Here is a 22,396-nt window from a genome sequence, read left to right on the forward strand (position 1 = left end):
GCCGGAGTCGTTCACCCTGGCCGCACCGGCGCCGTCGATCACGACGGTTGCCCCGGCCTCCGGCATTGCCGGTGCCACGGTCACGCTGACCGGTGGGGGGTTCGCCACCGCGCTGACCGACAACGTGGTGCGCTTCGGCGGGGGCATCGTGGTCCGGGTGACCGCACGCACCGCCACCACGCTGGTGGTGGAGGTGCCTCCGGGCGGTCACCGCACCGGTCGAGGTCGAGACGGCCGACGGCCGAGGCGTGTCGGCGGGCACCTTCCGGGTGACCTCGGGCAGTGGGGCGGGCGAAATCGAGTCGTCGCTGGTGACGTCGCTGACGGACGAGACCCCGCCGACAATCACGGTTACCACACCCGGCAACCGTGCGGAGATCCGTTTCGACGCCGACGCGAGCGCCGACATCAGTATCGGATTCAGCGGCTCGCTACGACCGCGTTGACGGTGACACCGGGATCATCTTCAACTGCTTCCAGCGGGACCTGTCTCTTCGCCGTGCGGGTAACCGGTCAAACTCGGCGCTGAACAGGGTGTTCGCGCGCTGCCCGTAGTCGATACGGCTCAGATAGCCGCCCCTGCGAAGCTGTTGCATTTGCCGGTGATCTTCTGGGCCGCGCTTCTGACCTTCTCGCCCGTCTTCGGATGGATCTGCTGCAAGCGCGACGGTCGCTCCTCAGCAGTTGCTCGATGACGCGAAAGCGCTTCACGATACATTCGGGGTCGGAACGCGAGCAGACCGGGGTACGACTGTAGCGACAGGACAGCTTGGCGGCGAGCTTGTTTATTCCGTGGCGAACAATGGAACGAACCGGAGTCTGCGGGCCATGGCCAAACAGCTTGGCTACCGGCGAGTTTATGAGACCGATTTGACACCACAAGTGCACACTGATGCCGAACAAATCCTCTTCAATGCGGTAGATGAAGGGGAGTATGCAGCTGACGGCATTATTGCCTCATCTCGCCCCGCGTGCGGACTCGAACGTCAGAATTGTGCGGGAAGGGCGGATTCTTATTCCGGAATTCAGCTCTGGGAAAGGAAGAGGTAGCTCGGGAAGGAAGGCGCACGGGTTCACGTGGGTCACAACAGGTGAGGTCCGGACATAGGGCCTCACCTGTCAAATTGAGAGGTAGAAGCAGTTGGAACTCTGGGATCAGGAAATTGAGCCCTATGCCCAAAGCCTGGAGCGATTGGAAGCCGCAAATCTCGCAAATCTCACATTCTGCGTAATTGAGGAATCTATTCCCCTGATCGGCCCACCCTTTGGTTGCTATTTTCCCTCAGATCACGCCGCTCTGATTGAATCCGTGCTCGCATTCCGTCTCGACCACCTCACGGATTGGCGGTCGGATTCCGAATTCGCCGCCAACTTCCTGGCGAGGTACGACGGCTTGCCGGACGTAGCAGTTAGGCCGGCGGTCGGGCCCTTCTTTATGGCATTGGTGCGGATTTTTGAAGCTTTTGACCACCCAATGTCTGCCGATGAAGCGATGGAAATTCTCTCTTGCTGCTACGAATCCATCTTGATGTCGCATCTCACAGGCCGCGTCACACTGAAGGACGAGCAGAACAGCGATCAGTGCGTGGCTGCCATTGACAGCCAGGTCGAAATCATCAGAGCCCACATTTAGAGGTTGTCTCACGTGGCGAGTTTCGCGAGCTTCTTGTAGCAGGTCAGGGCTGCGGCGAGGTCGAGGAAGGCAAGGAAGTGGCTGCCCTTGCGTTCGTATCGGATGGTGAGTCGGCGGTAGCCGAACAGTTAGGAGATCGACCGCTCGATCTTCCAGCGGTGGCGGCCGAGGCGTTCGCCTGACTCGATTCCCGAACGCGCGATCCGCGGGATCAGATTGCGGGTGAGGAGCCAGGCAAGGTGGTCGGTGGAGTAATACGCCTTGTCGGCACGGACCTTGACCGGTCGGTGCCGGCGCGGTCCGCGCCTGGAGCGGACGGCGCGTATCGTCCAGGATCCCCAACGGCGGCGGCAGATGCCGCCAGGCCCAACCACTGGTCAGCACGTACACCACCGCAGTGAACACCGCCCGTTCGTCACACGGCGCGGTCCCACCGCCTTGCGGACGAGCAGCGAACGACGGCAGCAACGGGGCAACAGGCTCCCAGAGTTCGTCAGGAACCAGCCGCTGCGACAAGTCGGCACCCACCATCAGCATCATGCCGCACATACATCACGCCACGTGAGACAGCCTCTAAGTCCATGGCCGGACAGCGAGAGCTTCCCTTGCCCGCTCCGGTGTGGGATGCGCTCCGGTCATTCACATCTCTCAGGGCCGGGGGAAAGCCGGCCCTCGGTCCGGACTACGTTGACTCCGGCTACGTCCTGGTGGACGAGTCCGGAGCGGCTCGGAACATCAAGCAGCTCCGCCGACAGGCCTACCGGATCATGGAGTTGCTAGGGCTCCGTCAGGTGCGCCTTTACGACGCTCGGGCGTCCCGCTTCACGTACCTGGCCAACAAGGGCGTGCCGGACCACCTGTTGGCTCGGTGGGCGGGACACCCGAACGTGAAGACCACGAAGAAGTGGTACGTCAAGCCGGGTGTGGAGGATCTTCGTGGAGCTGCCACAGTGTGGGGCGGACTGCATGGGGCCGGAGGGGGACAGACCGCTCGGTCGTGAGAGATTGTGAGATATGAGAGCGTGAGGCGGATGAGCGAGACGACACTGCAGAGCCTTCAATATCGCTTTGACGGGCCAGAAGACGCCCCAGTCCTCGTGATCGGCCCCTCCCTCGGTACCACCTGGCACATGTGGGACAGGCAGACGCCCGAACTGGCCAAGTACTGGCGGGTGTTCCGGTTCGACCTGCCCGGCCACGGCGGCGCGCCCGCCCACCCCGCCACCGGTGTTCCCGAGCTGGCGGACCGGCTCCTCGCCACGCTCGACGGACTCGGCGTGCAGCGCTTCGGGTACGTCGGCTGCTCCATCGGCGGCGCGATCGGCGCCGAGCTGGCGCTGCGCCGCCCCGACCGCGTCGCCTCGCTCGCGCTGGTGGCGTCCTCGCCGCGCTTCGGTACGGCGGACGAGTTCCGGCAGCGCGGCGTCATCGTCCGTACGAATGGTCTCGACCCGATGGCCCGCGCGGCGCCCGAGCGCTGGTTCACGGCCGGTTTCGCCGCCGCCCAGCCCGCGATCGTCGAGTGGGCGGTCCAGATGGTCCGTACGACCGACCCGGGGTGCTACATAGCCGCCTGCGAGGCCCTCGCCGCCTTCGACGTACGGGCGGAGCTGGGCCGTATCGGCGTGCCGACGCTCGTCCTGGTCGGCGCCGAGGACAAGGTCACCGGCCCCGCGGAGGCCCGCACGCTGGTCGCCGGGATACCGGATGCCCGGCTGGCGCTCGTGCCGGGAGCCTCGCACCTGGCGCCCGTCGAGCAGCCGGCCGCCGTCACCGACCTCCTCATCCGCCACTTCTCCACCGCCTGGCAGAACCCCTCCGACACCTCGACCGGCATCACGGTGCTGCCCGACTGGGCCACCTATCCCGGCCCGGGTACGCCCGTGGGACCGCCGACCCTGTCGCCGATGACCGCCCCCGTCGCCGCGATCGCCTCAGCCGAGCAGCCGCAGGCCGTCGCCGCCGTCCGCCCGGATCCCTACGAGGCGGGCATGCGGATCCGCAGGGAGGTCGTCGGTGACGCCCATGTCGACCAGATCATGGCCGACACGGCCGGCTTCGGCGGCGACTTCCAGGAGCTGGTCACCCGCTACGCCTGGGGCGAGGTGTGGAACCGGGGTGGCCTGGACCGCCGCAGCCGCAGCTGTGTGACGCTGACCGCCCTCGTCGCAGGCGGTCACCTCGACGAACTCGCCGTCGAGACCAGGGCCGCCCTGCGCAACGGCCTGACCCCGGCCGAGATCAAGGAAGTGCTCATCCAGACGGCCGTCTACTGCGGCTTCCCGGCGGCGAACGCGGCGTTCCGCGTCGTCGGCGCGGTCGTCCAGGAGGAGACCACTCCCGACCCGTAGCGGCGCCCTCGTGGCCGCGTCCACCGCTCCCGTTTGCCGTCGTGGTGGCGCGTGTCGACCATGGGAGGGTGCGGTGCCGGTGTCGTACGGAGGTGCCGTACGACATGTCCGGGAACCCGCAGCACGAGGTGGTCACGGTGAAGCTCACCAAGAAGTCCCACGCCTGTGTCCGGCTGGAGAAGGACGGCCGGACGCTCGTCGTCGACCCCGGCGTCTTCAGTGAGGAGGACGCGGCGCTCGGCGCCGAGGCGATCCTCGTCACGCACGAGCACCCCGACCACTTCGAGGAGGGCCGCCTGCGGGCCGCCCTCGAAGCGGACCCGGCCGTCGAGATCTGGACCCTGCGCAGCGTCGCGGAGCGGCTGTCGGCCGCCTTTCCGGGGCGGGTGCACACCGTGGGGCACGGTGACACGTTCACGGCGGCGGGCTTCGACGTGGAGGTGCACGGTGAACTCCACGCGGTGATCCATCCCGATCTGCCGCGGGTCACCAACGTGGGTTATCTGGTGGACGGTTCGCTGTTCCACCCCGGCGACGCGTTCACCGTCCCGGGCCGGCCCGTGGAGACGCTGATGGTCCCGGTGCACGCGCCGTGGAACAAGATCTCCGAAGTGATCGACTACGTACGCGAGGTCGAGCCGCGGCGCACCTTCGACATCCACGACGCCCTGCTGACGGACCTCGCGCTGCCTCTGTACGACGGCCACGTCGCCCGTCTCGGGGGCTCCGGCCACGCGAGGCTGGCCCCCGGCGAGACCACCGAGCTGTGACGGCTCGGACGGTGACTGTCGGACCTCGCGGATAGGCTGTGGTCCATGCGCATCGCCACCTGGAACGTCAATTCGATCACTGCCCGGCTGCCCCGGCTGCTGGCCTGGCTGGAGAGCACGGGCACGGACGTGCTGTGCGTCCAGGAGACCAAGAGCACGCTGGAGCAGTTCCCCTCCGACGCCCTGCGCGAGCTGGGTTACGAGGCCGCGGTCAACGCCACCGGCAGGTGGAACGGGGTGGCGCTGATCTCCCGGGTCGGTCTCGACGACGTCGTCAAGGGCCTGCCCGGCGGGCCGGAGTACGAGGGCGTCGAGGAGCCCCGCGCGGTCTCCGCGACCTGCGGCGGTGCCCGGGTCTGGTCGGTCTACGTGCCCAACGGCCGCGAGGTCACCCACGACCACTACGCGTACAAGCTGCGCTGGCTGGAGGCGCTGCGCGCGGCGGTGGCCGAGGACAGCGCGGGGGACCGGCCGTTCGCCGTCCTCGGTGACTTCAATGTCGCGCCGACCGATCAGGACGTGTGGGACCCGGCTCTCTTCGAGGGCGCCACCCATGTCACCCCCGCCGAGCGCGACGCGCTGGCCGCGCTCCGTGCGGGCGGTCTGTCCGATGTGATGCCGCGACCGCTCAAGTACGACCAGCCGTACACTTTCTGGGACTACCGCGAACTCCGGTTCCCGAAGAACCGGGGTATGCGGATCGACCTCGTCTACGGCAACGGGCCCTTCACCGCTGCCGTCAAGGACAGTTATGTCGACCGTGAGGAGCGCAAGGGCAAGGGTGCTTCGGACCACGCCCCGGTCGTCGTCGACCTCGACCTCTGATGTTCGCGGAGGCCGGGCCGGCATCGGCGGGTCGGACTCTGGGCATTCTGCCTCTGATACCGCCCGCGTGCCCTGAGGTGCGCGGGTACGGGGAAATGGCAGGCTGAGTGGTATGAACATCCCTTTCTTGGACAACTGGCGCAAACGGAACGGCGCTGACGAGGGGTCTTCGTCGGCGTCCGTCGTCGGGGGTGACGCGGAGGGCGTGGCCGAACTGCTCTCCGAGTGCGAGCTGCTGCGTGTCCGGGCAGGGCAGTCCGGTCTCGAACTGGACGATTCCCCGGCCTCGTTGGAGGCGCTGGACCAACTGCCTCCGCACTGGCGCGACGACCCCGAGGAGCTGCCCTGGCTGGGCAACGACGCGGGGCTGTATCTCGGTACGGTCATCGTGCGTACGGTCGAGGGCGCGACCTGGCACATCTGGCCCGGCGGCCACCCCGTCGTGCGGCTCGTCTCCGGCCGGGAGATCCAGGTGGTGGAGGCGGGTCTCGACTGGGCCGTCAGCGGCGCGCCCGAGCTGTCGCAGGTGTACGCGGAGGCGGCCGAGGCCTGAGTCCGGGCCCGGGTCACGGGGGCGGACGTGAGCCCTGGACGTTAATACGGCTTATGCCCGATTTATGCGTGTCGGGTGTGAAGTCCCTTGGTGCGCTGGATAGTTTGCGCTGACCTCGACAGAGCCGAGAACGGGGAGGGCAGCGTATGGCCGTCGACCACGGTCCGACGGGCAGTCCGCGGCGGGAGCCGCAGTCGATTCCACGAGGGAGCCAGGGACCCCCGACCGGATTCCCCGGTCCGGGGGTTCGGGTACGCGGGCGAGCCCATCGCGCCGAATCTGGACTACGATTTGCCGTTCATCCCCATGGTGACGGTGGTCTTGCCTGCAGAGGCCACGGATGCCGCGCCGGCCTCGGGAACCTCCCGGGAGTCCGTACGCGTCCGCCGTGCTCCGCACCCGCGGGGATGGTCCCGCCGCCGCCCGAGGCGCGGTAGCTCAAGGGACATGGCCCGCCTCCCGCTTCTCGGGAGGCCCCTCCGGCAGCAGCCGGGGATCACTTCTCGCGCCGCGGGACCGACAGGCACCATGGGTCGGGCGTGGCCGGGGGGAAGGTCAGCTGCGCGCCGGGAGGGCCGTGTCCGCCATGGAGCGGGCCCACGTCGTCGCGACGTACGACGAGGGTGCCGCTCTCTCCCGTTTCCCGGCCCGCTCCCCGCCCTCTCCGCGCCCCGCCTCAGCTGGTCGCCCGGTGCGAGGTACGCGCGGCCGGAGCGGGCTCCTGCGCCGCCCTGGTGACGTCGGAGACCAGCTCCACCACATCGGGGCCGTACGCCTGCGAGTTGACCACCTTCAGCAGCAGGCAGAACGAGTCGCGGCCGTGCTTGCGCGCCAGCTTCTCGTGGTGCCTGGCCAGATAGCGCGAGGCGGCCTGGTTGGTGATGGCCCGCTGTCCGCAGAAGAGAAAGACCGGCCGGGAGTCCTGCCCCGCGGTCAGGCGCGCCAGGATGACGTACTCCGCCACCCCCGGGTCGGCGCGGTAGCGCTCGGTGCCGATCTGGAAGGCCCCCCGGTCCGGGCCCGGATCCGGGTCCGTGTTGACCTTGACACCGGGCAGCAGCGAGGAGAGATGGGCGGCCATCCGGCGGTTCGACGCCGGGCCGCCGAGGCAGAACTCCGTACGCTCGCCGAACCCCTGCTGCGCCGAGTCGTGCTGGACTATCTGCGCGTGCGCGCCGCACTCCTTGATCAGCGCGGACATCTCCAGCAGCGCGAAGACGTCGTGACGGTGGACGGCGCCGTCGCCGCCCGCCTCGCGGTTGACGACCAACAGGCACTCGGAGTTGCCGGGCAGCCCGAAGAACGCCTGCTTCCTGCGGAGTTTGCGGCGCCAGAGATAGGTTCGGGCGATCCAGCCGAGGGAAGCACTGATACCGGCGGCGAGCACCCCGAGAACGATGTTGCGTACGTCGTCAGTCATGGGCGCGCACTTTAGCGGGACCGCGCCGCGACGGACATCCCGCCCGTGGTCCGGGTCAAGTGGTTCTGGCGGGGCACGAGTGGTGAGGTTACGCTCCGCGGACGGACGTCCACCGGAGGTACAGATGCACCGCCTCGCCGCACGTAACGTCTCGATCGTGGCGCTCGCCGCCGCCATGTTGTCGGTGGGTGCCGCGGCGCCACCGCCCGCGCCCGCTCAGGCTCCACCCACGAAGACACCCGCCACGACCCCTGCCAAATCGCCGGTCGCCGTCGGCCACGGCGGGGCGGTCTCCAGCGTCGACAAGGACGCGTCGGCCGCGGGCACCGAGGTGCTGCGACGCGGCGGCAACGCCGTCGACGCGGCGGTGGCCACGGCCGCCGCGCTCGGAGTCACCGAGCCCTACTCGGCCGGCATCGGCGGTGGCGGCTACTTCGTCTACTACGACGCCAAGTCCCGCTCCGTCCACACCATCGACGGCCGCGAGACCGCCCCGAAGTCCGCCGACGCCACCCTCTTCCAGGAGGACGGCAAGCCGATCCCCTTCGCGGAGGCCATGACGAGCGGACTCGGTGTCGGTACGCCAGGCACCCCGGCGACCTGGGAGAGGGCGCTCGACTCCTGGGGAAGCACCTCGCTGCGGCAGTTGCTGAAGCCCGCCGAACGGCTGGCGAAGGACGGCTTCACCGTCGACGAGACGTTCCGCTCCCAGACCGCGTCGAATCAGGCGCGGTTCGCCGACTTCCCGGCCTCCGCCGAACTGTTCCTGCCCGGCGGTGAACTCCCGGTGACCGGTTCGGTGTTCAAGAACCCCGACCTGGCGCGTACGTACGCGGAGCTGGGCCGGCACGGCACCGACGCGCTCTACCGGGGCGACCTGGCCCGCGACATCGTGCGCACCGTCCGCACCCCGCCCGTCGACCCGGACGCCACGCGCAAGGTCCGGCCGGGCGATCTGACGACCGGCGACCTGGCCGCGTACCGGACCAAGAAGCAGGCTCCGACGAAGGTCTCCTACCGAGGGCTGGACGTGTACGGCATGGCGCCGTCGTCCTCCGGCGGTACGAGCGTCGGCGAGGCGCTCAACATCCTGGAGCGCACCGACCTCTCCCGCGCCTCGCAGAAGCAGTATCTGCACCGCTTCATCGAGGCGAGCCGGATCACCTTCGCCGACCGGGGGCGCTGGCTCGGCGACCCCGCCTTCGAGGACGTCCCCACCAAGGGCCTGCTGTCGCAGCGCTTCGCCGACTCGCGCGAATGCCTCATCAAGGACGACGTGGCGCTCAAGAGCCCGCTCGCGCCCGGTGACCCGTCGAAGCCGGTGCCGTGCGCGGCGGGCGGCACGGCGGCGCCCACGACGTACGAGGGGGAGAACACCACCCATCTGACGACCGCCGACAAGTGGGGCAACGTCGTCGCGTACACGCTCACGATCGAGTCGACGGGCGGCAGCGGCATCACCGTTCCCGGCCGGGGCTTCATCCTCAACAACGAGCTGACGGACTTCTCGTTCGCCCCGGCGAACCCGGCCGTCCACGACCCGAACCTGCCCGGCCCCGGTAAGCGGCCGAGGTCGTCCATCTCCCCGACGATCGTGCTCGACGAGCGTGACCGGCCGCTTCTGGCGCTCGGCTCACCGGGCGGCGCGACCATCATCACGACCGTCCTCCAGACCCTCACCGGCCATCTGGACCGAGGTCTGCCGCTGGTCGACGCGATCGCCGCGCCCCGCGCGAGCCAGCGCAACTCCGCGAAGACGGAGCTGGAGCCGGGCCTCTACGACAGCCCGCTGCGCGCCCAACTCGAAGCACTGGGGCACGCGTTCACCAAGAACCCGGAGATCGGCGCCGCGACGGCCGTTCAGCGGCTGCCGGACGGCCGCTGGCTGGCGGCGGCGGAGAAGGACCGCAGGGGCGGCGGCTCCGCGATGGTGGTGCGCCCGGCCGGACGGCCGTAACGCGCGATCGGACCGGACGCGCGTTCCGGCGGCCCGCGGGACGGCCCGCCGGACGGCTCCTGTGGCCAGGTGTCCGGCCGATTGCGGTCCCGGCCGCGGCGTAGGCTCGCGGACATGACCCTCGACGCGCTCGGACGCAGCCGCTACGTCAGCCTCACCACCTACCGCAAGGACGGCAGCGGGGTCGACACCCCGGTCTGGCACGCCGTCGACAACGGCGAGCTGTACATCTGGACCCGCAGCGACTCCTGGAAGGTCAAGCGGATCCGTAACAACAGCCATGTCGTCGTGACCGCGTGCGACGCGCGTGGGCGCATCGCGCCGGGCGCGGCGAGCGCCGAAGGGACGGCCCGGCTGCTGGAGGGCGACGAGGTGGGGCGGATCAACAAGCTCCTGGCCCGCAAGTACACCTGGCAGTTCTGGTTCGTCGAGAAGCCGGCCGCGCTCGTACGGCGCGGGAAGCGTGTGCACACCGGAATCGTGGTGAGTTTCTGACGCCTCGTCGGCGCGCCGACTTGTGAAACAACCTTGACCTGTAACCAGTTCTTTTCCTGGGAAACGTGACGTCGGCCACTCACTGACGACATAATCGGGTGATCGCACCGCACCGTGCGCGACAATCCCGCGTAGCCGTCACGTAACACGGCTGCGGTTTCATGCCGGCGGGCCGGACGGTTCCCTTACGGCAGTGCGCAGCAGGGCAGGGGCGGGAAAGACAGCGATGACAAGGCAAGAACTTCCGGCGGAGATCGGGGCTTTCGCGCGGTACTTCCGCGGGATGACGGCGCTCCTCGACCCGGACGGCGGCTGGTACGCGGTGTTCAGACAGCGGGACCCCGAAGGACTCAGGGCCTGCCTCGACGGCGCCGAGGTACCGCCCTGGGACGTGGTCGAGTCCCTGCTCCACGATCTGGCCGCGAGCCACGAGAACCGGCCGGTCGACCGTGAGACGGCCCGCGCGAGCAGACTGCACGCCGCGTCCGCCGCCGCGCACGACCGGCTCCCCGGCGGCCTCGACGCGCTCCGCGAGCGCCTACGGCTGATGCAGCACGAACAGGCCACGGCCGCGAGCCGGGCCGACGAGGTGATGCGCCGCCTGCGACTGGTCGCCGAGGGCTCACCCGAGGCGGACCAGCTCGAATACGACCTGGCCTGGGTCCGTGACGACTACGCGCGCGCCACGGCCCGCTGCACCGAGCTGCGCGAACGCCTCGCGGGTGTCGCCGAGCCGTCGAACGCGACTGCCTCCCACTCCACCCACGGCGCACCCGGCCCGCGCTCGCCCGCGCACGCCGCGCCCGCCCAGGAGTACGGCTCGTCGGAGGCGAGACCCACCGCCGCCGACGGGTGGTACCGAGCAGAAGAGCCGGTGGTAGACGACCAGTCGGTTTTCGGCCGTCCTGACGCCGGCCGGCCCACCGCGCCCGACGAGTGGTTCCGGCCGGAACCGGGCCGGGGCGGCGAGGCCGGCTCCGGCAACGGCGGTGACGGCAGACGCAACTCCGAGGGCTGGGGCGGCCCCGACGGCCGCCGGGGCGCGGGGGACCCGGGCGACTCGGACACGGGCTCCAACCCCGCCGTACGCCCCGACGATTCACAGGAAATGGCGCAGGTACCCGGTCGCCGCAAGCTGCGCAAGCAGCGAGGCGCGCGTTACGCCTTCACCGAAGGCACCGATCCGGCGGCCACGCCCCTCACCCCGCCCGCCGGCACCTCGGCACCGCGCGGCGCCCGCTTCGGCGGTGCGCCGGGCTCCGGCAAGGCCCGTGACGGGGACTCCGAAAGCGGCCTGACCCGGCAGCAGTCGGCGGCGCGCCGCGCCGCGCTCGACACCGTAGCCGTGCTCGTACGGCTACGGGCGGCCGGGCGCAGCGGTGAGGCGCACGTGGTGCTCTGCGAGGCAGCGGCCGGCCCCGCCGAGCAACTGCCGTTCCTCGCCGCCGAACTGCACCGCGCCGAACTGAGCGCCGACTGGGCGTCCGTGCTGTGGGAGGTGTCGTCCCTGCCCCCCGACAGACTCGCCGCGGCGGCGAGCGCGCTCGCCATGGCCGGCCGTGACGCGGACTGCGGTGTACTGCTGCGCCAGGGCATCTCCCGGCCCGCCGAGGACATCGCGGAGGTGGTCTCGGCCCTCGGCGACGCGGGCCGCGTCGCCGAGCTCCAGGCGCTGCTCGGGGCCTTCGTCCGAGCCCGTACAGCCGAGGACGCGGCACGGATCGCGGCGGCGGACCCGCCGCGCCTGGTCCCGCTGCTGATGGCGGCGGCCCGGGGCGTCTCCACCACCAACGAGCGCGATCTCGCCCGTGCGCTGCGGAGCGCGGGTATCGGCGGCGCCTGACGCGGGCGACGGCGGTTCCCGGCCGGTCCAGGGCGTTCTGTGGACCGGCCGGGTGCGAATCATGATCGACTCCGCGGCTTAACAGCGATGGTCTTGCCCCTGTGGGACGGCGGGCTTAGGTTCTCCTCCTACGCACCGTGTCTACGGGCGTAGAAAGTGCTCGGACAGCACTCGGGAATCGCTCGGGTAAACGCTCGACCTTCCGCCGAAGGAGCAGCTCGTGGCCAGAGTCGTACGCGCCGCACTCGTCCAGGCGACCTGGACCGGCGACACCGAATCCATGATCGCCAAGCATGAGGAGCACGCCCGCGAGGCGGCCCGGCAAGGCGCCGAGGTCATCGGTTTCCAGGAGGTGTTCAACGCCCCCTACTTCTGCCAGGTGCAGGAACCCGAGCACTACCGGTGGGCCGAGGCGGTCCCCGACGGGCCGACCGTGACCCGGATGCGGGACCTGGCGCGCGAGACCGGGATGGTCGTCGTCGTGCCGGTCTTCGAGGTCGAGCAGTCCGGCTTCTACTACAACACCGCGGCCGTGATCGACGCCGACGGCTCGTACCTCGGCAAGTACCGCAAGCACCACATCCCGCAGGTCAAGGGCTTCTGGGAGAAGTACTACTTCAAGCCGGGCAACGCGGGCTGGCCCGTCTTCGACACCGCCGTCGGCAAGATCGGCGTATACATCTGCTACGACCGGCACTTCCCGGAGGGCTGGCGCCAACTCGGCCTGAACGGCGCCGAACTGGTCTACAACCCGTCGGCCACCTCGCGCGGTCTCTCCAGCTACCTGTGGCAGCTGGAACAGCCCGCCGCCGCCGTCGCCAACGAGTACTTCATCGCCGCGATCAACCGCGTCGGCCAGGAGGAGTACGGCGACAACGACTTCTACGGGACGTCGTACTTCGTCGACCCACGCGGTCAGTTCGTCGGCGAGACCGCGAGCGACAAGGCCGAGGAACTGGTCGTCAGGGACCTGGACTTCGGGGTCATCGAAGAGGTGCGACAGCAGTGGGCGTTCTACCGGGACCGCCGCCCCGACGCGTACGAGGGGCTGGTGCGGCCGTGACCGAGGCCCCCGCGAACCCGGCCGCGGCCCGGACCGCCGGCCCGTCCCACGACGACCCGGTCCGGCTCCCCGCCACCGACCTGCACGGCCGGCACCGCGCCGTCCTGCCCGACTGGCTGGCCCTCTACTACCGGCGGCCCATCGAACTCACCCACGGCGAGGGCCGCCACGTCTGGGACGCCGACGGCAACCGCTACCTCGACTTCTTCGGCGGCATCCTCACCACCATGACCGCCCACGCCCTCCCCGAGGTCACCAAGGCGGTCAGCGAGCAGGCCGGGCGGATCATCCACTCGTCCACGCTCTATCTGAACCGCCCGATGGTGGAGTTCGCCGAGCGCGTCGCCAACCTCTCCGGCATCCCGGACGCGCGGGTCTTCGTCACCACCTCCGGTACCGAGGCCAACGACACGGCCCTGCTCCTCGCGACCGCGTACCGCCGCTCCAACCAGATCCTGGCCATGCGCAACAGCTACCACGGCCGCTCCTTCTCCACCGTGTCCGTCACCGGCAACAGCGGCTGGTCCCCGACCAGCCTCTCGCCGCTCCAGACGCTGTACGTGCACGGCGGCGTCCGCACCCGGGGCCCCTACGCGCACCTGTCCGACGCGGAGTTCATCGCCGCGTGCGTCGCCGATCTGGAGGACCTGCTCGGGCACACCCGCGCGCCCGCCGCGCTGATCGCCGAACCGGTCCAGGGCGTCGGCGGCTTCACCTCACCGCCCGACGGTCTGTACGCCGCGTTCCGCGAAGTACTCGACCGGCACGGCATCCTGTGGATCAGCGACGAGGTGCAGACCGGCTGGGGCCGTACCGGCGACCACTTCTGGGGCTGGCAGGCGCACGCCGAGAACGGCCCGCCGGACATCCTCACCTTCGCCAAGGGCATCGGCAACGGCATGTCCATCGGCGGCGTCGTCGCCCGCGCCGAGATCATGAACTGCCTGGACACCAACTCCATCTCGACGTTCGGCGGCAGCCCCGTCACGATGGCGGCGGGCGTCGCCAACCTCGCGTACCTCCTGGAGCACGACCTCCCCGGCAACGCGCGCCGTGTCGGCGGCCTGCTGATCGAGCGGCTGCGCGCCGTGGGGGCGGCCGTCCCCGCCGTACGGGAGGTGCGCGGCCGCGGCCTGATGATCGGCATCGAGCTGGTGAAGCCGGGCACCGACGAGGCGAACCCGGAGGCCGCGGCGGCGGTGACCGAGGCGGCGCGGGAGGGCGGCCTGTTGATCGGCAAGGGCGGCGGCCACGACACCAGCGTGCTGCGCATCGCCCCACCGCTCTCCCTCACGGTCGCCGAGGCCGAAGAAGGCGCGGCCATCCTCGAACGCGCCCTGAACAGCGTCTAGGCCGTGTCTTCAAAGTCTCGCCTGGCCCGCGGCGTCTGGTGCGGCACCTTGCCGCGTTGTCGGAGTCGGAGTCGGCCGAGTACGCCCGGTACGAGGCCGATCCTCCGCCTTGCGATGCACCGCACCAGCCGCCGCGGGCCCCGCCCCGCGGGCGGACGGCGCTACTTTGAAGACACGACCTAGTCCGCGACCGCCGGACGGGTGGCCGCGGCGTCCCGTCCGGCGGTGGAGGACAGCACCACGTCAGGCCCCTCAGCCGGCTGCCCGCTCAGCCGCCTCAGCCACGTCGAGTCATGTCACGGAGCCCATGCCATGAGTAATCGCACGCTCGTCCGCGGCGGTCTGGTCATCACCGCCTCCGACGAAGTCCACGCCGACGTACTCACCGAGGACGGCCGGATCGTCGCGCTCGCCTCCAACGGCTCCGACGTGGCCGCGAGTTGGACCGCCGACCGCGTCATCGACGCCACCGACAAGTACGTCATCCCCGGCGGAGTCGACGGCCATACGCACATGGAGATGCCGTTCGGCGGCACCTTCGCCGCCGACACCTTCGAGACCGGCACCCGCGCCGCCGCCTGGGGCGGCACCACCACCATCGTGGACTTCGCCATCCAGTCGCCCGGCCAGGCGCTGCGCGAAGGGCTCGACGCCTGGTACGCGAAGGCGGACGGCAACTGCGCGATCGACTACGGCTTTCACATGATCCTCGCCGACGTCAACGAGGACTCCCTCAAGGAGATGGACCTCCTCGTCCAGGAGGGCATCACCTCCTTCAAGCTGTTCATGGCCTACCCCGGTGTGTTCTACAGCGACGACGGCAAGATCCTGCGCGCCATGCAACGGGCCTCCCACAACGGGGGGTTGATCATGATGCACGCCGAGAACGGCATCGCGATCGATGTCCTCGTCGAACAGGCCCTGGCCGCCGGGCGCACCGATCCGCGCTACCACGGAGAGGTGCGCAAGGTCCTGCTGGAGGCCGAGGCAACACACCGCGCGATCCAGCTCGCGCGCGTCGCCGAGGCGCCGCTGTACGTCGTGCACGTATCCGCGGAGGAAGCCGTCGCCGAGCTGGCAGCCGCCCGGGACAAGGGACTTCCCGTCTTCGGCGAGACCTGCCCGCAGTACCTCTTCCTGTCCACCGACAATCTTGCCGAGCCGGACTTCGAGGGCGCCAAGTACGTCTGCTCGACCCCGCTGCGGCCCCGCGACCACCAGGCCGCCCTCTGGCGCGGGCTGCGCACCAACGACCTCCAGGTCGTCTCCACCGACCACTGCCCGTTCTGCTTCAACGGGCAGAAGGAGATGGGCCGCGGCGACTTCTCCAAGATCCCCAACGGGCTGCCGGGCGTGGAACACCGGATGGATCTGCTCCATCAGGCCGTCGTCGAAGGCCACATCACCCGGCGCCGCTGGATCGAGATCGCCTGCGCGACCCCGGCCAGGATGTTCGGCCTCTACCCCAAGAAGGGCACCATCGCGCCGGGCGCCGACGCCGACATCGTCATCTACGACCCGCACGCCCAGCAGACCCTGTCCGCCGAGACTCACCACATGGACGTCGACTACTCGGTGTACGAGGGGAAGAGGATCACCGGACAGGTCGAGACCGTCCTGTCGCGCGGTGAGCTCGTCATCGACGGCCGGAAGTACACCGGCCGTGCGGGGCACGGCAGTTACACCCCCCGCGCCACCTGTCAGTACCTCACCTGAAAGTTGGGAGTGGCCCGGCCATGGACTTCGGACTTGTCCTGCAGACCGACCCGCCGGCGTCGGCGGTCGTCGGCCTCATGCGGCGCGCCGAGCGCAACGGCTTCCGCTACGGCTGGACCTTCGACTCCGCCGTGCTGTGGCAGGAGCCGTTCGTCATCTACAGCCGCATCCTCGAACACACCACCAAACTGATCGTCGGCCCGATGGTCACCAACCCGGGCACCCGGACCTGGGAGGTGACCGCGTCCACCTTCGCCACGCTCAACGAGATGTACGGCAACCGCACCGTGTGCGGCATCGGCCGCGGCGACTCCGCGATGCGCGTCGCCGGCCGCGCGCCCAACACCCTCGCGCGGCTCGGTGAGGCGATCGACGTCATCCGTGAACTCGCCGAGGGCCGCGAGGCGTTGGTGGACGGCAAGCCGATCAGACTGCCCTGGGTGCGGGACGGGAAGCTGCCGGTGTGGATGGCCGCGTACGGGCCGAAGGCCCTGGCGATGGCCGGCGCGCGGGCGGACGGCTTCATCCTCCAGCTCGCCGACCCGTATCTCACCGAGACCATGGTCAAGGCCGTCCGGACGGCCGCGTCCGACGCCGGACGCGACCCCGACTCCGTCACCATCTGCGTCGCCGCCCCCGCCTACGTCGGCGACGACCTCGCCCACGCGCGCGACCAGTGCCGGTGGTTCGGCGGAATGGTCGGCAACCACGTCGCCGATCTGGTCAGCCGCTACGGCGAGCACTCCGGCCTGGTGCCCGACGCCCTCACCACGTACATCAAACAGCGCGAGGGCTACGACTACAGCCACCACGGCCGCGCCGGGAACCCCTCGACGGACTTCGTGCCCGACGACATCGTGGACCGCTTCTGCCTGCTCGGCCCGGCGGAGGCGCACATCGAGAAGCTGAAGGCGCTGAAGGCCCTGGGCGTCGACCAGTTCGCCGTCTACAACATGCACGACGCGAAGGAGGCGACGATCGACACGTACGGCTCCGAGATCATCCCCGCGCTGGCCTCCTGACCCCGGCGAGGTCTAACCGGCGGACACCAGGGCGGACTCGACGCGCTCGACCGCGCACATCGCGCCGAAGGCGACCAGATGGACCAGGCAGTGGTCGGTGCGCGGCGGGACGAGCCACGCCTCCACGTCCTCGTCCGTGACGCGGTACGGGGCGAGGGCCGCCAGCAACGCGAGCCGGGCGCCCGGCCGTTCGTCCCGCCCCGGCAGGTCGCCGCCGGCGAGCGGGAGCGCGGTGGCACCGTCCCAGGCGGCCACCGTCTCCCGTACGTACGCGGCGTCCTCGTCGCTCAGCAGGCCCGCACCCAGGTGCGCCGCCGTGCGCAGCGCGCCGAAAGCCGGGCCGACCGGGCTGTCACCCGCCCACCCGGGAGCCGGGCCCGCCGTCTCCAGCAGGGGCAGGCTGTCGCCGGGAGGCAGCGCGCGGCGGACCGTGCGGGACAGGTCGGCGTCGGCCATGTCCCGCAGGATCCGGTCCTTCTGGTCGCCGCCCGGCAGCATGTTCTCGGTCAACAGCGCCGACACGACGCGGTTGATGAAGTGGAAGGCGAGGCCCGTCCCGATGTACTCGGGCGTGTGCTCCGCGGGGAACGGGCGCCCCGTGTCCATCCGCCGCCCCCAGGCCAGCAGCCGCCGGTGCCGGGGATCGGCCGGTTCCTCGCCGCGTGCGACGGTCTCGGCGAGGCCGTGCTCGCCCGTCGCGTGCAGCAGTACGGTGTGCGCGTCCACGCAGAACGGACAGCGGTTGGCCAGTGACACCCCGGCGGCCACCACCTCCTTGTCCACGCGGGACCCCACGCCCGCCAGCAGGGACTCGCGGAGCACGGCCCAGGTCCCCGTCAGGAGTGGGGGAGCGGCCGACAGGACGACGAAGGTCGGCGCGGCCTCGAAGCCGAGGTCGGTGGAGAGCTGCGCGTAGACCTCGGCGGTGACGCCGGTCGCGGCCTTCGGCGGCTCCGGCGTGGTGTACCGGAACGTTCGGGTGTGAGTCATGGGACCGATGCTCTCCGTGGTCGGGGCCCCGTGGCGTCGTACCACCGATGACATTCGCGCCTGCGCCCGCCGGGTGGCGCCGGGCGGCGACTACTGCGCGGGGAGTAGTGCGGAAGCAGTCGTCGGGGACGACGCGCGGTCCGCCGCGCGCTGGTTACAGTGCCGCCATGGGGGGCGAATCGAAGGGCTCGGCGGCCGGGCGGCGGGCGTGGCTGCTCGATACGGCGCTCGCGGCTCTGACCTGCGGTGTGGTGCTGCTCGCGGCCGTGGTCGCCGACGGCCCCGGCCCCGCCGCGCTCGACGGGCTGTTGATCGCGGCCGGCTGTCTGGCGCTGGCCGCGCACCGGCGCGCGCCGGTCGCCGTGCTGGTCGTGACGACGCTCTGCATGCTCGCGTACGTCCTGCACGGGCAGCCCGGCTCGTGGGCCGCCTTCCCGGTACTCGCGGCCGTCCACGCCTCGGCACGCAGCGGGCGCCGGTCGCTCGGCATCGTGGCGAGCGCGGTCTTCCTCGTCGTGTTCTTCGCCGTAGATCCGGGCGCCGACGACATCGTGGAACGGACCGCGCTGCTGGTCGGCTGGTTCCTCTCGGCGGGCGTCACCGGACTTGTCGACAAGAACTGGCAGGCGTACCTGCGCCAGACGGAGGAGCGGGCGCGCGAGGCCGAACGCACGCGTGAGGAAGCCGCGTTGCGCAGGGCGGGCGAGGAACGGCTGCGGATCGCACGCGAGTTGCACGACTCCCTCACCCACTCCATCTCGATCGTCAAGCTCCAGGCGGGTGTCGCCGTGCATCTCGCGCGCAAGCGCGGCGACGAGGTGCCCGACGCGCTGCTGGCCATCCAGGAGGCGAGCGGCGAAGCCATGCGCGAGCTGCGGTCCACGCTCGAAGTCCTGCGTACGGATGTGGTGGCCGAGGGCACGGGCCTGGACCGGCTGGACGAACTCGTGGAGCGGGCCAGGTCGGCGGGCATCGCCGTCGCCGTCTCGGTCACGTACACCGACAAGGCCCCCGGGCTCCTGCCGCAGGCCGTCGACCGGGCCGCGTACCGCATCGTCCAGGAGGCCCTCACCAATGTGGCCCGGCACGCGGACCGCGCCAAGACGGAGGTACGGCTGACCCACCGGGCGCACCACCTGCTGGTCGAGATCGAGGACGCGGGGCCGGCCGCGCCCGGCGATCAGGTCGCCGAGGGCACCGGTCTGACCGGTATGCGCGAGCGGGTGGCGGCGCTGGGCGGCAGGCTGCACGCGGCGCCGGGCGCCGGCGGCGGATTCACCGTACGGGCCGAACTCCCCCTGGAACGCGCATGATCGGCGAGCCGGTACGCGTGGTGGTGGTGGACGACCAGGCCCTGATGCGGGCCGGGTTCCGCGCGCTGCTCGACGCCGAGGAGGGCATCGAGGTGGTCGGGGAGGCCGCCGACGGGCAGCGGGGGCTGGACCTGGTGCGGCGGTCGGTCCCGGACGTGGCGCTCATCGACGTACAGATGCCGGTGATGACCGGCATCGAGACCACCCGGCACATCGCGGCCGACCCCGCACTGGCGGGCGTCCATGTCGTCATCCTCACCAACTACGGTCTGGACGAGTACGTCTTCGACGCGCTGCGCGCCGGGGCCGCCGGATTCCTGCTCAAGGACACGGAGCCGGTCGAGCTGCTCCAGGCGGTCCGCGTCGCCGCGCGCGGGGACGCGCTGCTGTCGCCGTCCATCACACGCCGGCTGATCGGGGAGTTCGTCTCCCGGCCGCCGGACCGCTCGACCGCGCCGGGCCTGGAGGCCCTGACAAGGCGGGAGCGCGAGGTGACCGGGCTGGCGGCGCGCGGACTGACGAACGAGGAGATCGCCGCGCACATGGTCATCAGCCCGTTCACGGCGAAGACCCACATCAGCCGGGCGATGACGAAGCTGGGCGCCAGGGACCGGGCCCAACTGGTGGTGTTCGCCTACGAGTCGGGGCTGGTGACCCCGCGAGGGGGGACGGGCTGAGTTCGGGGAGGGCGGCCGGTGGGCGGCGGCGGTCGTCGTGGGCCGACCGCTGTACCGGTGGACCGGCGCCCGGCCTTACGGCACCCGGGCCGTCCACTGCGCCGTACCGAACTTCGTCTCCGCCAGCTCACGCGCCCGCGCCATCTCCTCGTCCGTGACCTTGCCCTCCGTCAGGCCGTACCGCCCCCGGAAGGAGGCGATCATCCGCTCGATGACGGCCTCGCGCGGCAGGCCCGTCTGGCGGCGCAGCGGGTCCACCCGCTTCTTCGCGCTGCGCGTGCCCTTGTCGGAGAGCTTCTCCTTGCCGATGCGCAGGACTTCGAGCATCTTGTCGGCGTCGATGTCGTACGCCATCGTCACGTGGTGCAGCACCGCGCCGCCGCCCACCACCCGCTTCTGCGCGGCGCCCGCGATCTTGCCCGCCTCGGTGGCGATGTCGTTGAGGGGCTGGTACCAGGCCCTGATCCCCATGTCGCCCAGTGCGCCGAGCACCCAGTCGTCGAGATAGGCGTAGCTGTCGGCGAACGTCAGGCCCTGCACGAGGGCGTCGGGGACGGACAGTGAGTACGTGATGGTGTTGCCGGGCTCGATGAACATCGCGCCGCCGCCCGAGATCCGCCGTACGACCGTGACGCCGTGCCGCTCGGCGGCCACCGGGTCCACCTCGTTGCGCAGCGACTGGAAACTGCCGATCACGACGGCGGGGGAGGCCCACTCCCAGACCCGCAGGGTGGGCGCGCGGCGGCCGGCCGCGACCTCGGTCGTCAGCACCTCGTCCAGCGCCATGTGGAGCGCGGGCGGCTGCGGCTCCATGTGGATGAGCTGCCAGTCGTAGTCCGTCCAGTCGGTGGCGTGGGCCAGCGCGCGTCGTACGGCGACGGCGATGCCCTCGCTCGTCAGCCCGTACATCCGGGTGCCGGGCGGGAGGGCCGTCTGGACGCGGGCGGCGAGCCCGGCCGCGTCGAGGTCGGCGGGCGCGCCTTCGAGCGCCCGGTCGATGGCGTGGATCGCCTCGTCCGGCTCCAGGAAGAAGTCCCCGGCGACCCGGACATCACGCAACACGCCGTCCCGCGCGTCCAGATCCACGACGACGAGCTTGCCGCCCGGCACCTTGTACTCACCGTGCACCGCTGTGCCTCCGCCTCTTTCCGGGTCGCGTCACCTGTGAACGCGAGTCCGGTGAGTGCAACACGCCCGCCCGGGGGGATCATCCCGGGCCGCGCTCGCGGCTACCTGGCGCCCGCCGCTGCCGTGTGCACGCGACTGCACCGCGCCCGCCGCCGCCCGGCACACGCGACTGCCCTGCGCCCGCGACTACCCGGCCGGCAGGCGCGCGCAGCGGCGGCAGGCGCGGGCGGAGGAGGCCACCATGCCGTGGGAGAGGGCGGTGACCATGGCCGCGAGGGTGACCAGCGGCCAGTTCGTGGTCAGCGGCGACAGCACGGCGAGCGCGAGCGTGGCGACCACCATCGCCACACCGGCCGTCGTGCCCGCCCAGGCCACGGCCAGCGGCAACCGCTCCGGTGTCCGCAGCTTGCGCGCCAGCGCGCCGGTGGCGGCGAGTGCCGCCGCCGCGAGCAGGGTGGCGACGGCGGCGACGGCCGCCAGTTGGACGGCGACCAGCTGCGCCGTCTGCTGGAGCTGCCAGCCCTGGCCCGAGGTCCAGATCAGATGCCAGCAGGCGATCAGGAACGGGACGGTGAGGGTGACGGACAGGGCGGTCCGCCGGGTCTGCGCGATGGTCAACTCCCGCTGGCAGCTCGGTACGAGCTCCTCCGGGGTGCCGAACTCCCGCACCGCCAGGCGGGCCGCCCGTTCGTGGGGCACGCCGTCGCGGGTGTGGGCCTCCACCGTGTCGATGAGGCCGTCCCGTATCTCCCGGACCATCCGGGACTTGGCCCCGACGGGTCCGTGCAACGCGGTGGACAGGGCGGCGACGTAGTCCGTGACGGGATCGTCGGGCGCGTTCGTGGTGGTCATGACCTTCGTCTCGCTCATGTCGCGGGCCGCGGCGCCGGGGCGGCGGCCGGGTTCAGCACCGAGCCGATCGCCGTCGTGAACTCGTGCCAGGCCGTCCGTTCGCTCTCCAGGCTGCCGCGCCCCGCGTCGGTCAGCCGGTAGCAGCGCCGCCGCCGTTCGCCGACCGACTCCCAGCTGCTGCCCAGCAGTCCCAGCCGCTCAAGTCTGTTCAGGGCCGGATAGATCGTGCCCGTACGGAGCTGGAGCGCGCCCTCGCTCCGCTGCTGGACCGCCGCGATGATCGCGTAGCCGTGCAGCGGGCCGGGTTCGAGCACGGCCAGCAACAGTCCGTCCAGGTGCCCACGCACCGCGTCTGTCTTCATGGGTAGACAGCCTACCTATGGAACGCGTTGGCGTGGTACCTATTGGCAGCCAACTTATTCATATGTCTCCCCGA

General features: G+C 70.7%; 21 protein-coding genes and 2 pseudogenes. 17 read left to right on the forward strand and 6 right to left on the reverse strand.

What is annotated here, in order from left to right:
• Positions 1–37: 37 nt before the first annotated feature.
• From P3L51_RS20895 to P3L51_RS20905, 3 genes and pseudogenes are all read left to right on the forward strand, one after another.
• Positions 38–196, forward strand: a pseudogene (locus P3L51_RS20895) (hypothetical protein); the annotation flags it as partial.
• Positions 197–248: 52 nt separating this feature from the next.
• Positions 249–446 carry a hypothetical protein gene (locus P3L51_RS20900; protein WP_354606815.1) on the forward strand — a complete coding sequence of 66 codons (198 nt, stop codon included), beginning with the start codon at positions 249–251 and terminating at the stop codon, positions 444–446.
• A gap of 695 nt (positions 447–1,141) precedes the next feature.
• Positions 1,142–1,633, forward strand: coding sequence for a hypothetical protein (locus P3L51_RS20905; RefSeq protein ID WP_354606790.1), 492 nt, complete (start codon positions 1,142–1,144; stop codon positions 1,631–1,633).
• Between the two features lie 8 nt (positions 1,634–1,641).
• Here P3L51_RS20905 and P3L51_RS20910 read toward each other — a convergent pair.
• Positions 1,642–2,164, reverse strand: a pseudogene (locus P3L51_RS20910) (transposase).
• Between the two features lie 50 nt (positions 2,165–2,214).
• Here P3L51_RS20910 and P3L51_RS20915 point away from each other — a divergent pair.
• From P3L51_RS20915 to P3L51_RS20935, 5 genes are all read left to right on the forward strand, one after another.
• Positions 2,215–2,634, forward strand: a complete 420-nt coding sequence (locus P3L51_RS20915; protein ID WP_354606791.1) for a site-specific integrase — start codon at positions 2,215–2,217, stop codon at positions 2,632–2,634.
• Between the two features lie 30 nt (positions 2,635–2,664).
• Positions 2,665–3,984, forward strand: coding sequence for a bifunctional 3-oxoadipate enol-lactonase/4-carboxymuconolactone decarboxylase PcaDC (gene pcaDC, locus P3L51_RS20920; RefSeq protein WP_354606792.1), 1,320 nt, complete (start codon positions 2,665–2,667; stop codon positions 3,982–3,984).
• Between the two features lie 104 nt (positions 3,985–4,088).
• Positions 4,089–4,754 (forward strand): MBL fold metallo-hydrolase, encoded by a 666-nt coding sequence (locus tag P3L51_RS20925; RefSeq protein WP_354606793.1) that lies wholly within the window; start codon positions 4,089–4,091, stop codon positions 4,752–4,754.
• 45 nt (positions 4,755–4,799) lie between these two features.
• The gene (locus tag P3L51_RS20930) at positions 4,800–5,579 is read left to right on the forward strand and encodes an exodeoxyribonuclease III (RefSeq protein ID WP_354606794.1); all 780 of its coding nucleotides are present in this window, start codon (positions 4,800–4,802) and stop codon (positions 5,577–5,579) included.
• Between the two features lie 112 nt (positions 5,580–5,691).
• Entirely contained in the window at positions 5,692–6,132 is a 441-nt protein-coding gene (locus tag P3L51_RS20935; RefSeq protein ID WP_354606795.1) for a DUF6278 family protein, read from the forward strand.
• 676 nt (positions 6,133–6,808) lie between these two features.
• Here P3L51_RS20935 and P3L51_RS20940 read toward each other — a convergent pair.
• Positions 6,809–7,552 carry a hypothetical protein gene (locus P3L51_RS20940; protein WP_354606796.1) on the reverse strand — a complete coding sequence of 248 codons (744 nt, stop codon included), beginning with the start codon at positions 7,550–7,552 and terminating at the stop codon, positions 6,809–6,811.
• Between the two features lie 124 nt (positions 7,553–7,676).
• Between P3L51_RS20940 and ggt the strand changes: the two genes are divergently transcribed.
• The 7 genes from ggt (at position 7,677) to P3L51_RS20975 (ending at position 17,000) form a co-directional block, all read left to right on the forward strand.
• Entirely contained in the window at positions 7,677–9,509 is a 1,833-nt protein-coding gene (ggt, locus tag P3L51_RS20945; RefSeq protein WP_354606797.1) for a gamma-glutamyltransferase, read from the forward strand.
• A 114-nt stretch (positions 9,510–9,623) separates the two neighbouring features.
• The gene (locus P3L51_RS20950) at positions 9,624–10,004 is read left to right on the forward strand and encodes a PPOX class F420-dependent oxidoreductase (protein ID WP_354606798.1); all 381 of its coding nucleotides are present in this window, start codon (positions 9,624–9,626) and stop codon (positions 10,002–10,004) included.
• Positions 10,005–10,230: 226 nt separating this feature from the next.
• A complete protein-coding gene (locus tag P3L51_RS20955; RefSeq protein ID WP_354606799.1) occupies positions 10,231–11,847 on the forward strand; it encodes a hypothetical protein in 1,617 nt (538 codons plus the stop codon).
• Between the two features lie 220 nt (positions 11,848–12,067).
• Positions 12,068–12,910, forward strand: coding sequence for a nitrilase-related carbon-nitrogen hydrolase (locus P3L51_RS20960; protein ID WP_354606800.1), 843 nt, complete (start codon positions 12,068–12,070; stop codon positions 12,908–12,910).
• An 80-nt stretch (positions 12,911–12,990) separates the two neighbouring features.
• A complete protein-coding gene (locus P3L51_RS20965; RefSeq protein WP_354606814.1) occupies positions 12,991–14,262 on the forward strand; it encodes an aspartate aminotransferase family protein in 1,272 nt (423 codons plus the stop codon).
• Between the two features lie 312 nt (positions 14,263–14,574).
• Entirely contained in the window at positions 14,575–15,978 is a 1,404-nt protein-coding gene (hydA, locus tag P3L51_RS20970; protein ID WP_354606801.1) for a dihydropyrimidinase, read from the forward strand.
• A gap of 20 nt (positions 15,979–15,998) precedes the next feature.
• Entirely contained in the window at positions 15,999–17,000 is a 1,002-nt protein-coding gene (locus P3L51_RS20975) for a TIGR03842 family LLM class F420-dependent oxidoreductase (RefSeq protein WP_354606802.1), read from the forward strand.
• A gap of 12 nt (positions 17,001–17,012) precedes the next feature.
• Here P3L51_RS20975 and P3L51_RS20980 read toward each other — a convergent pair whose 3' ends face one another.
• Positions 17,013–17,990 carry a carboxymuconolactone decarboxylase family protein gene (locus P3L51_RS20980; protein WP_354606803.1) on the reverse strand — a complete coding sequence of 326 codons (978 nt, stop codon included), beginning with the start codon at positions 17,988–17,990 and terminating at the stop codon, positions 17,013–17,015.
• Between the two features lie 167 nt (positions 17,991–18,157).
• Here P3L51_RS20980 and P3L51_RS20985 point away from each other — a divergent pair, with 167 nt between their 5' ends.
• Together P3L51_RS20985 and P3L51_RS20990 are read left to right on the forward strand one after the other, a co-directional pair.
• Positions 18,158–19,303, forward strand: a complete 1,146-nt coding sequence (locus P3L51_RS20985; protein ID WP_354606804.1) for a sensor histidine kinase — start codon at positions 18,158–18,160, stop codon at positions 19,301–19,303.
• Positions 19,300–19,980 (forward strand): response regulator, encoded by a 681-nt coding sequence (locus P3L51_RS20990; RefSeq protein ID WP_354606805.1) that lies wholly within the window; start codon positions 19,300–19,302, stop codon positions 19,978–19,980. The genes P3L51_RS20985 and P3L51_RS20990 overlap by 4 nt, the downstream gene beginning before the upstream one ends.
• Before the next feature lie 75 nt (positions 19,981–20,055).
• Here P3L51_RS20990 and lplAB read toward each other — a convergent pair whose 3' ends face one another.
• From lplAB to P3L51_RS21005, 3 genes are all read right to left on the reverse strand, one after another.
• Complete coding sequence (lplAB, locus tag P3L51_RS20995) at positions 20,056–21,108, reverse strand: lipoate-protein ligase LplAB (RefSeq protein ID WP_354606806.1); 1,053 nt, start codon at positions 21,106–21,108, stop codon at positions 20,056–20,058.
• A 186-nt stretch (positions 21,109–21,294) separates the two neighbouring features.
• Positions 21,295–21,978, reverse strand: a complete 684-nt coding sequence (locus P3L51_RS21000; RefSeq protein WP_354606807.1) for a permease prefix domain 1-containing protein — start codon at positions 21,976–21,978, stop codon at positions 21,295–21,297.
• Positions 21,975–22,322: a PadR family transcriptional regulator gene (locus tag P3L51_RS21005; RefSeq protein ID WP_354606808.1), complete on the reverse strand. Its 348-nt coding sequence runs from the start codon at positions 22,320–22,322 to the stop codon at positions 21,975–21,977. Before P3L51_RS21005 ends, P3L51_RS21000 begins: the two co-directional genes overlap by 4 nt.
• Between the last annotated feature and the right edge of the window lie 74 nt (positions 22,323–22,396).

The organism is Streptomyces panacea, from assembly GCF_040560175.1.
Lineage (GTDB): Bacteria > Actinomycetota > Actinomycetes > Streptomycetales > Streptomycetaceae > Streptomyces > Streptomyces panacea.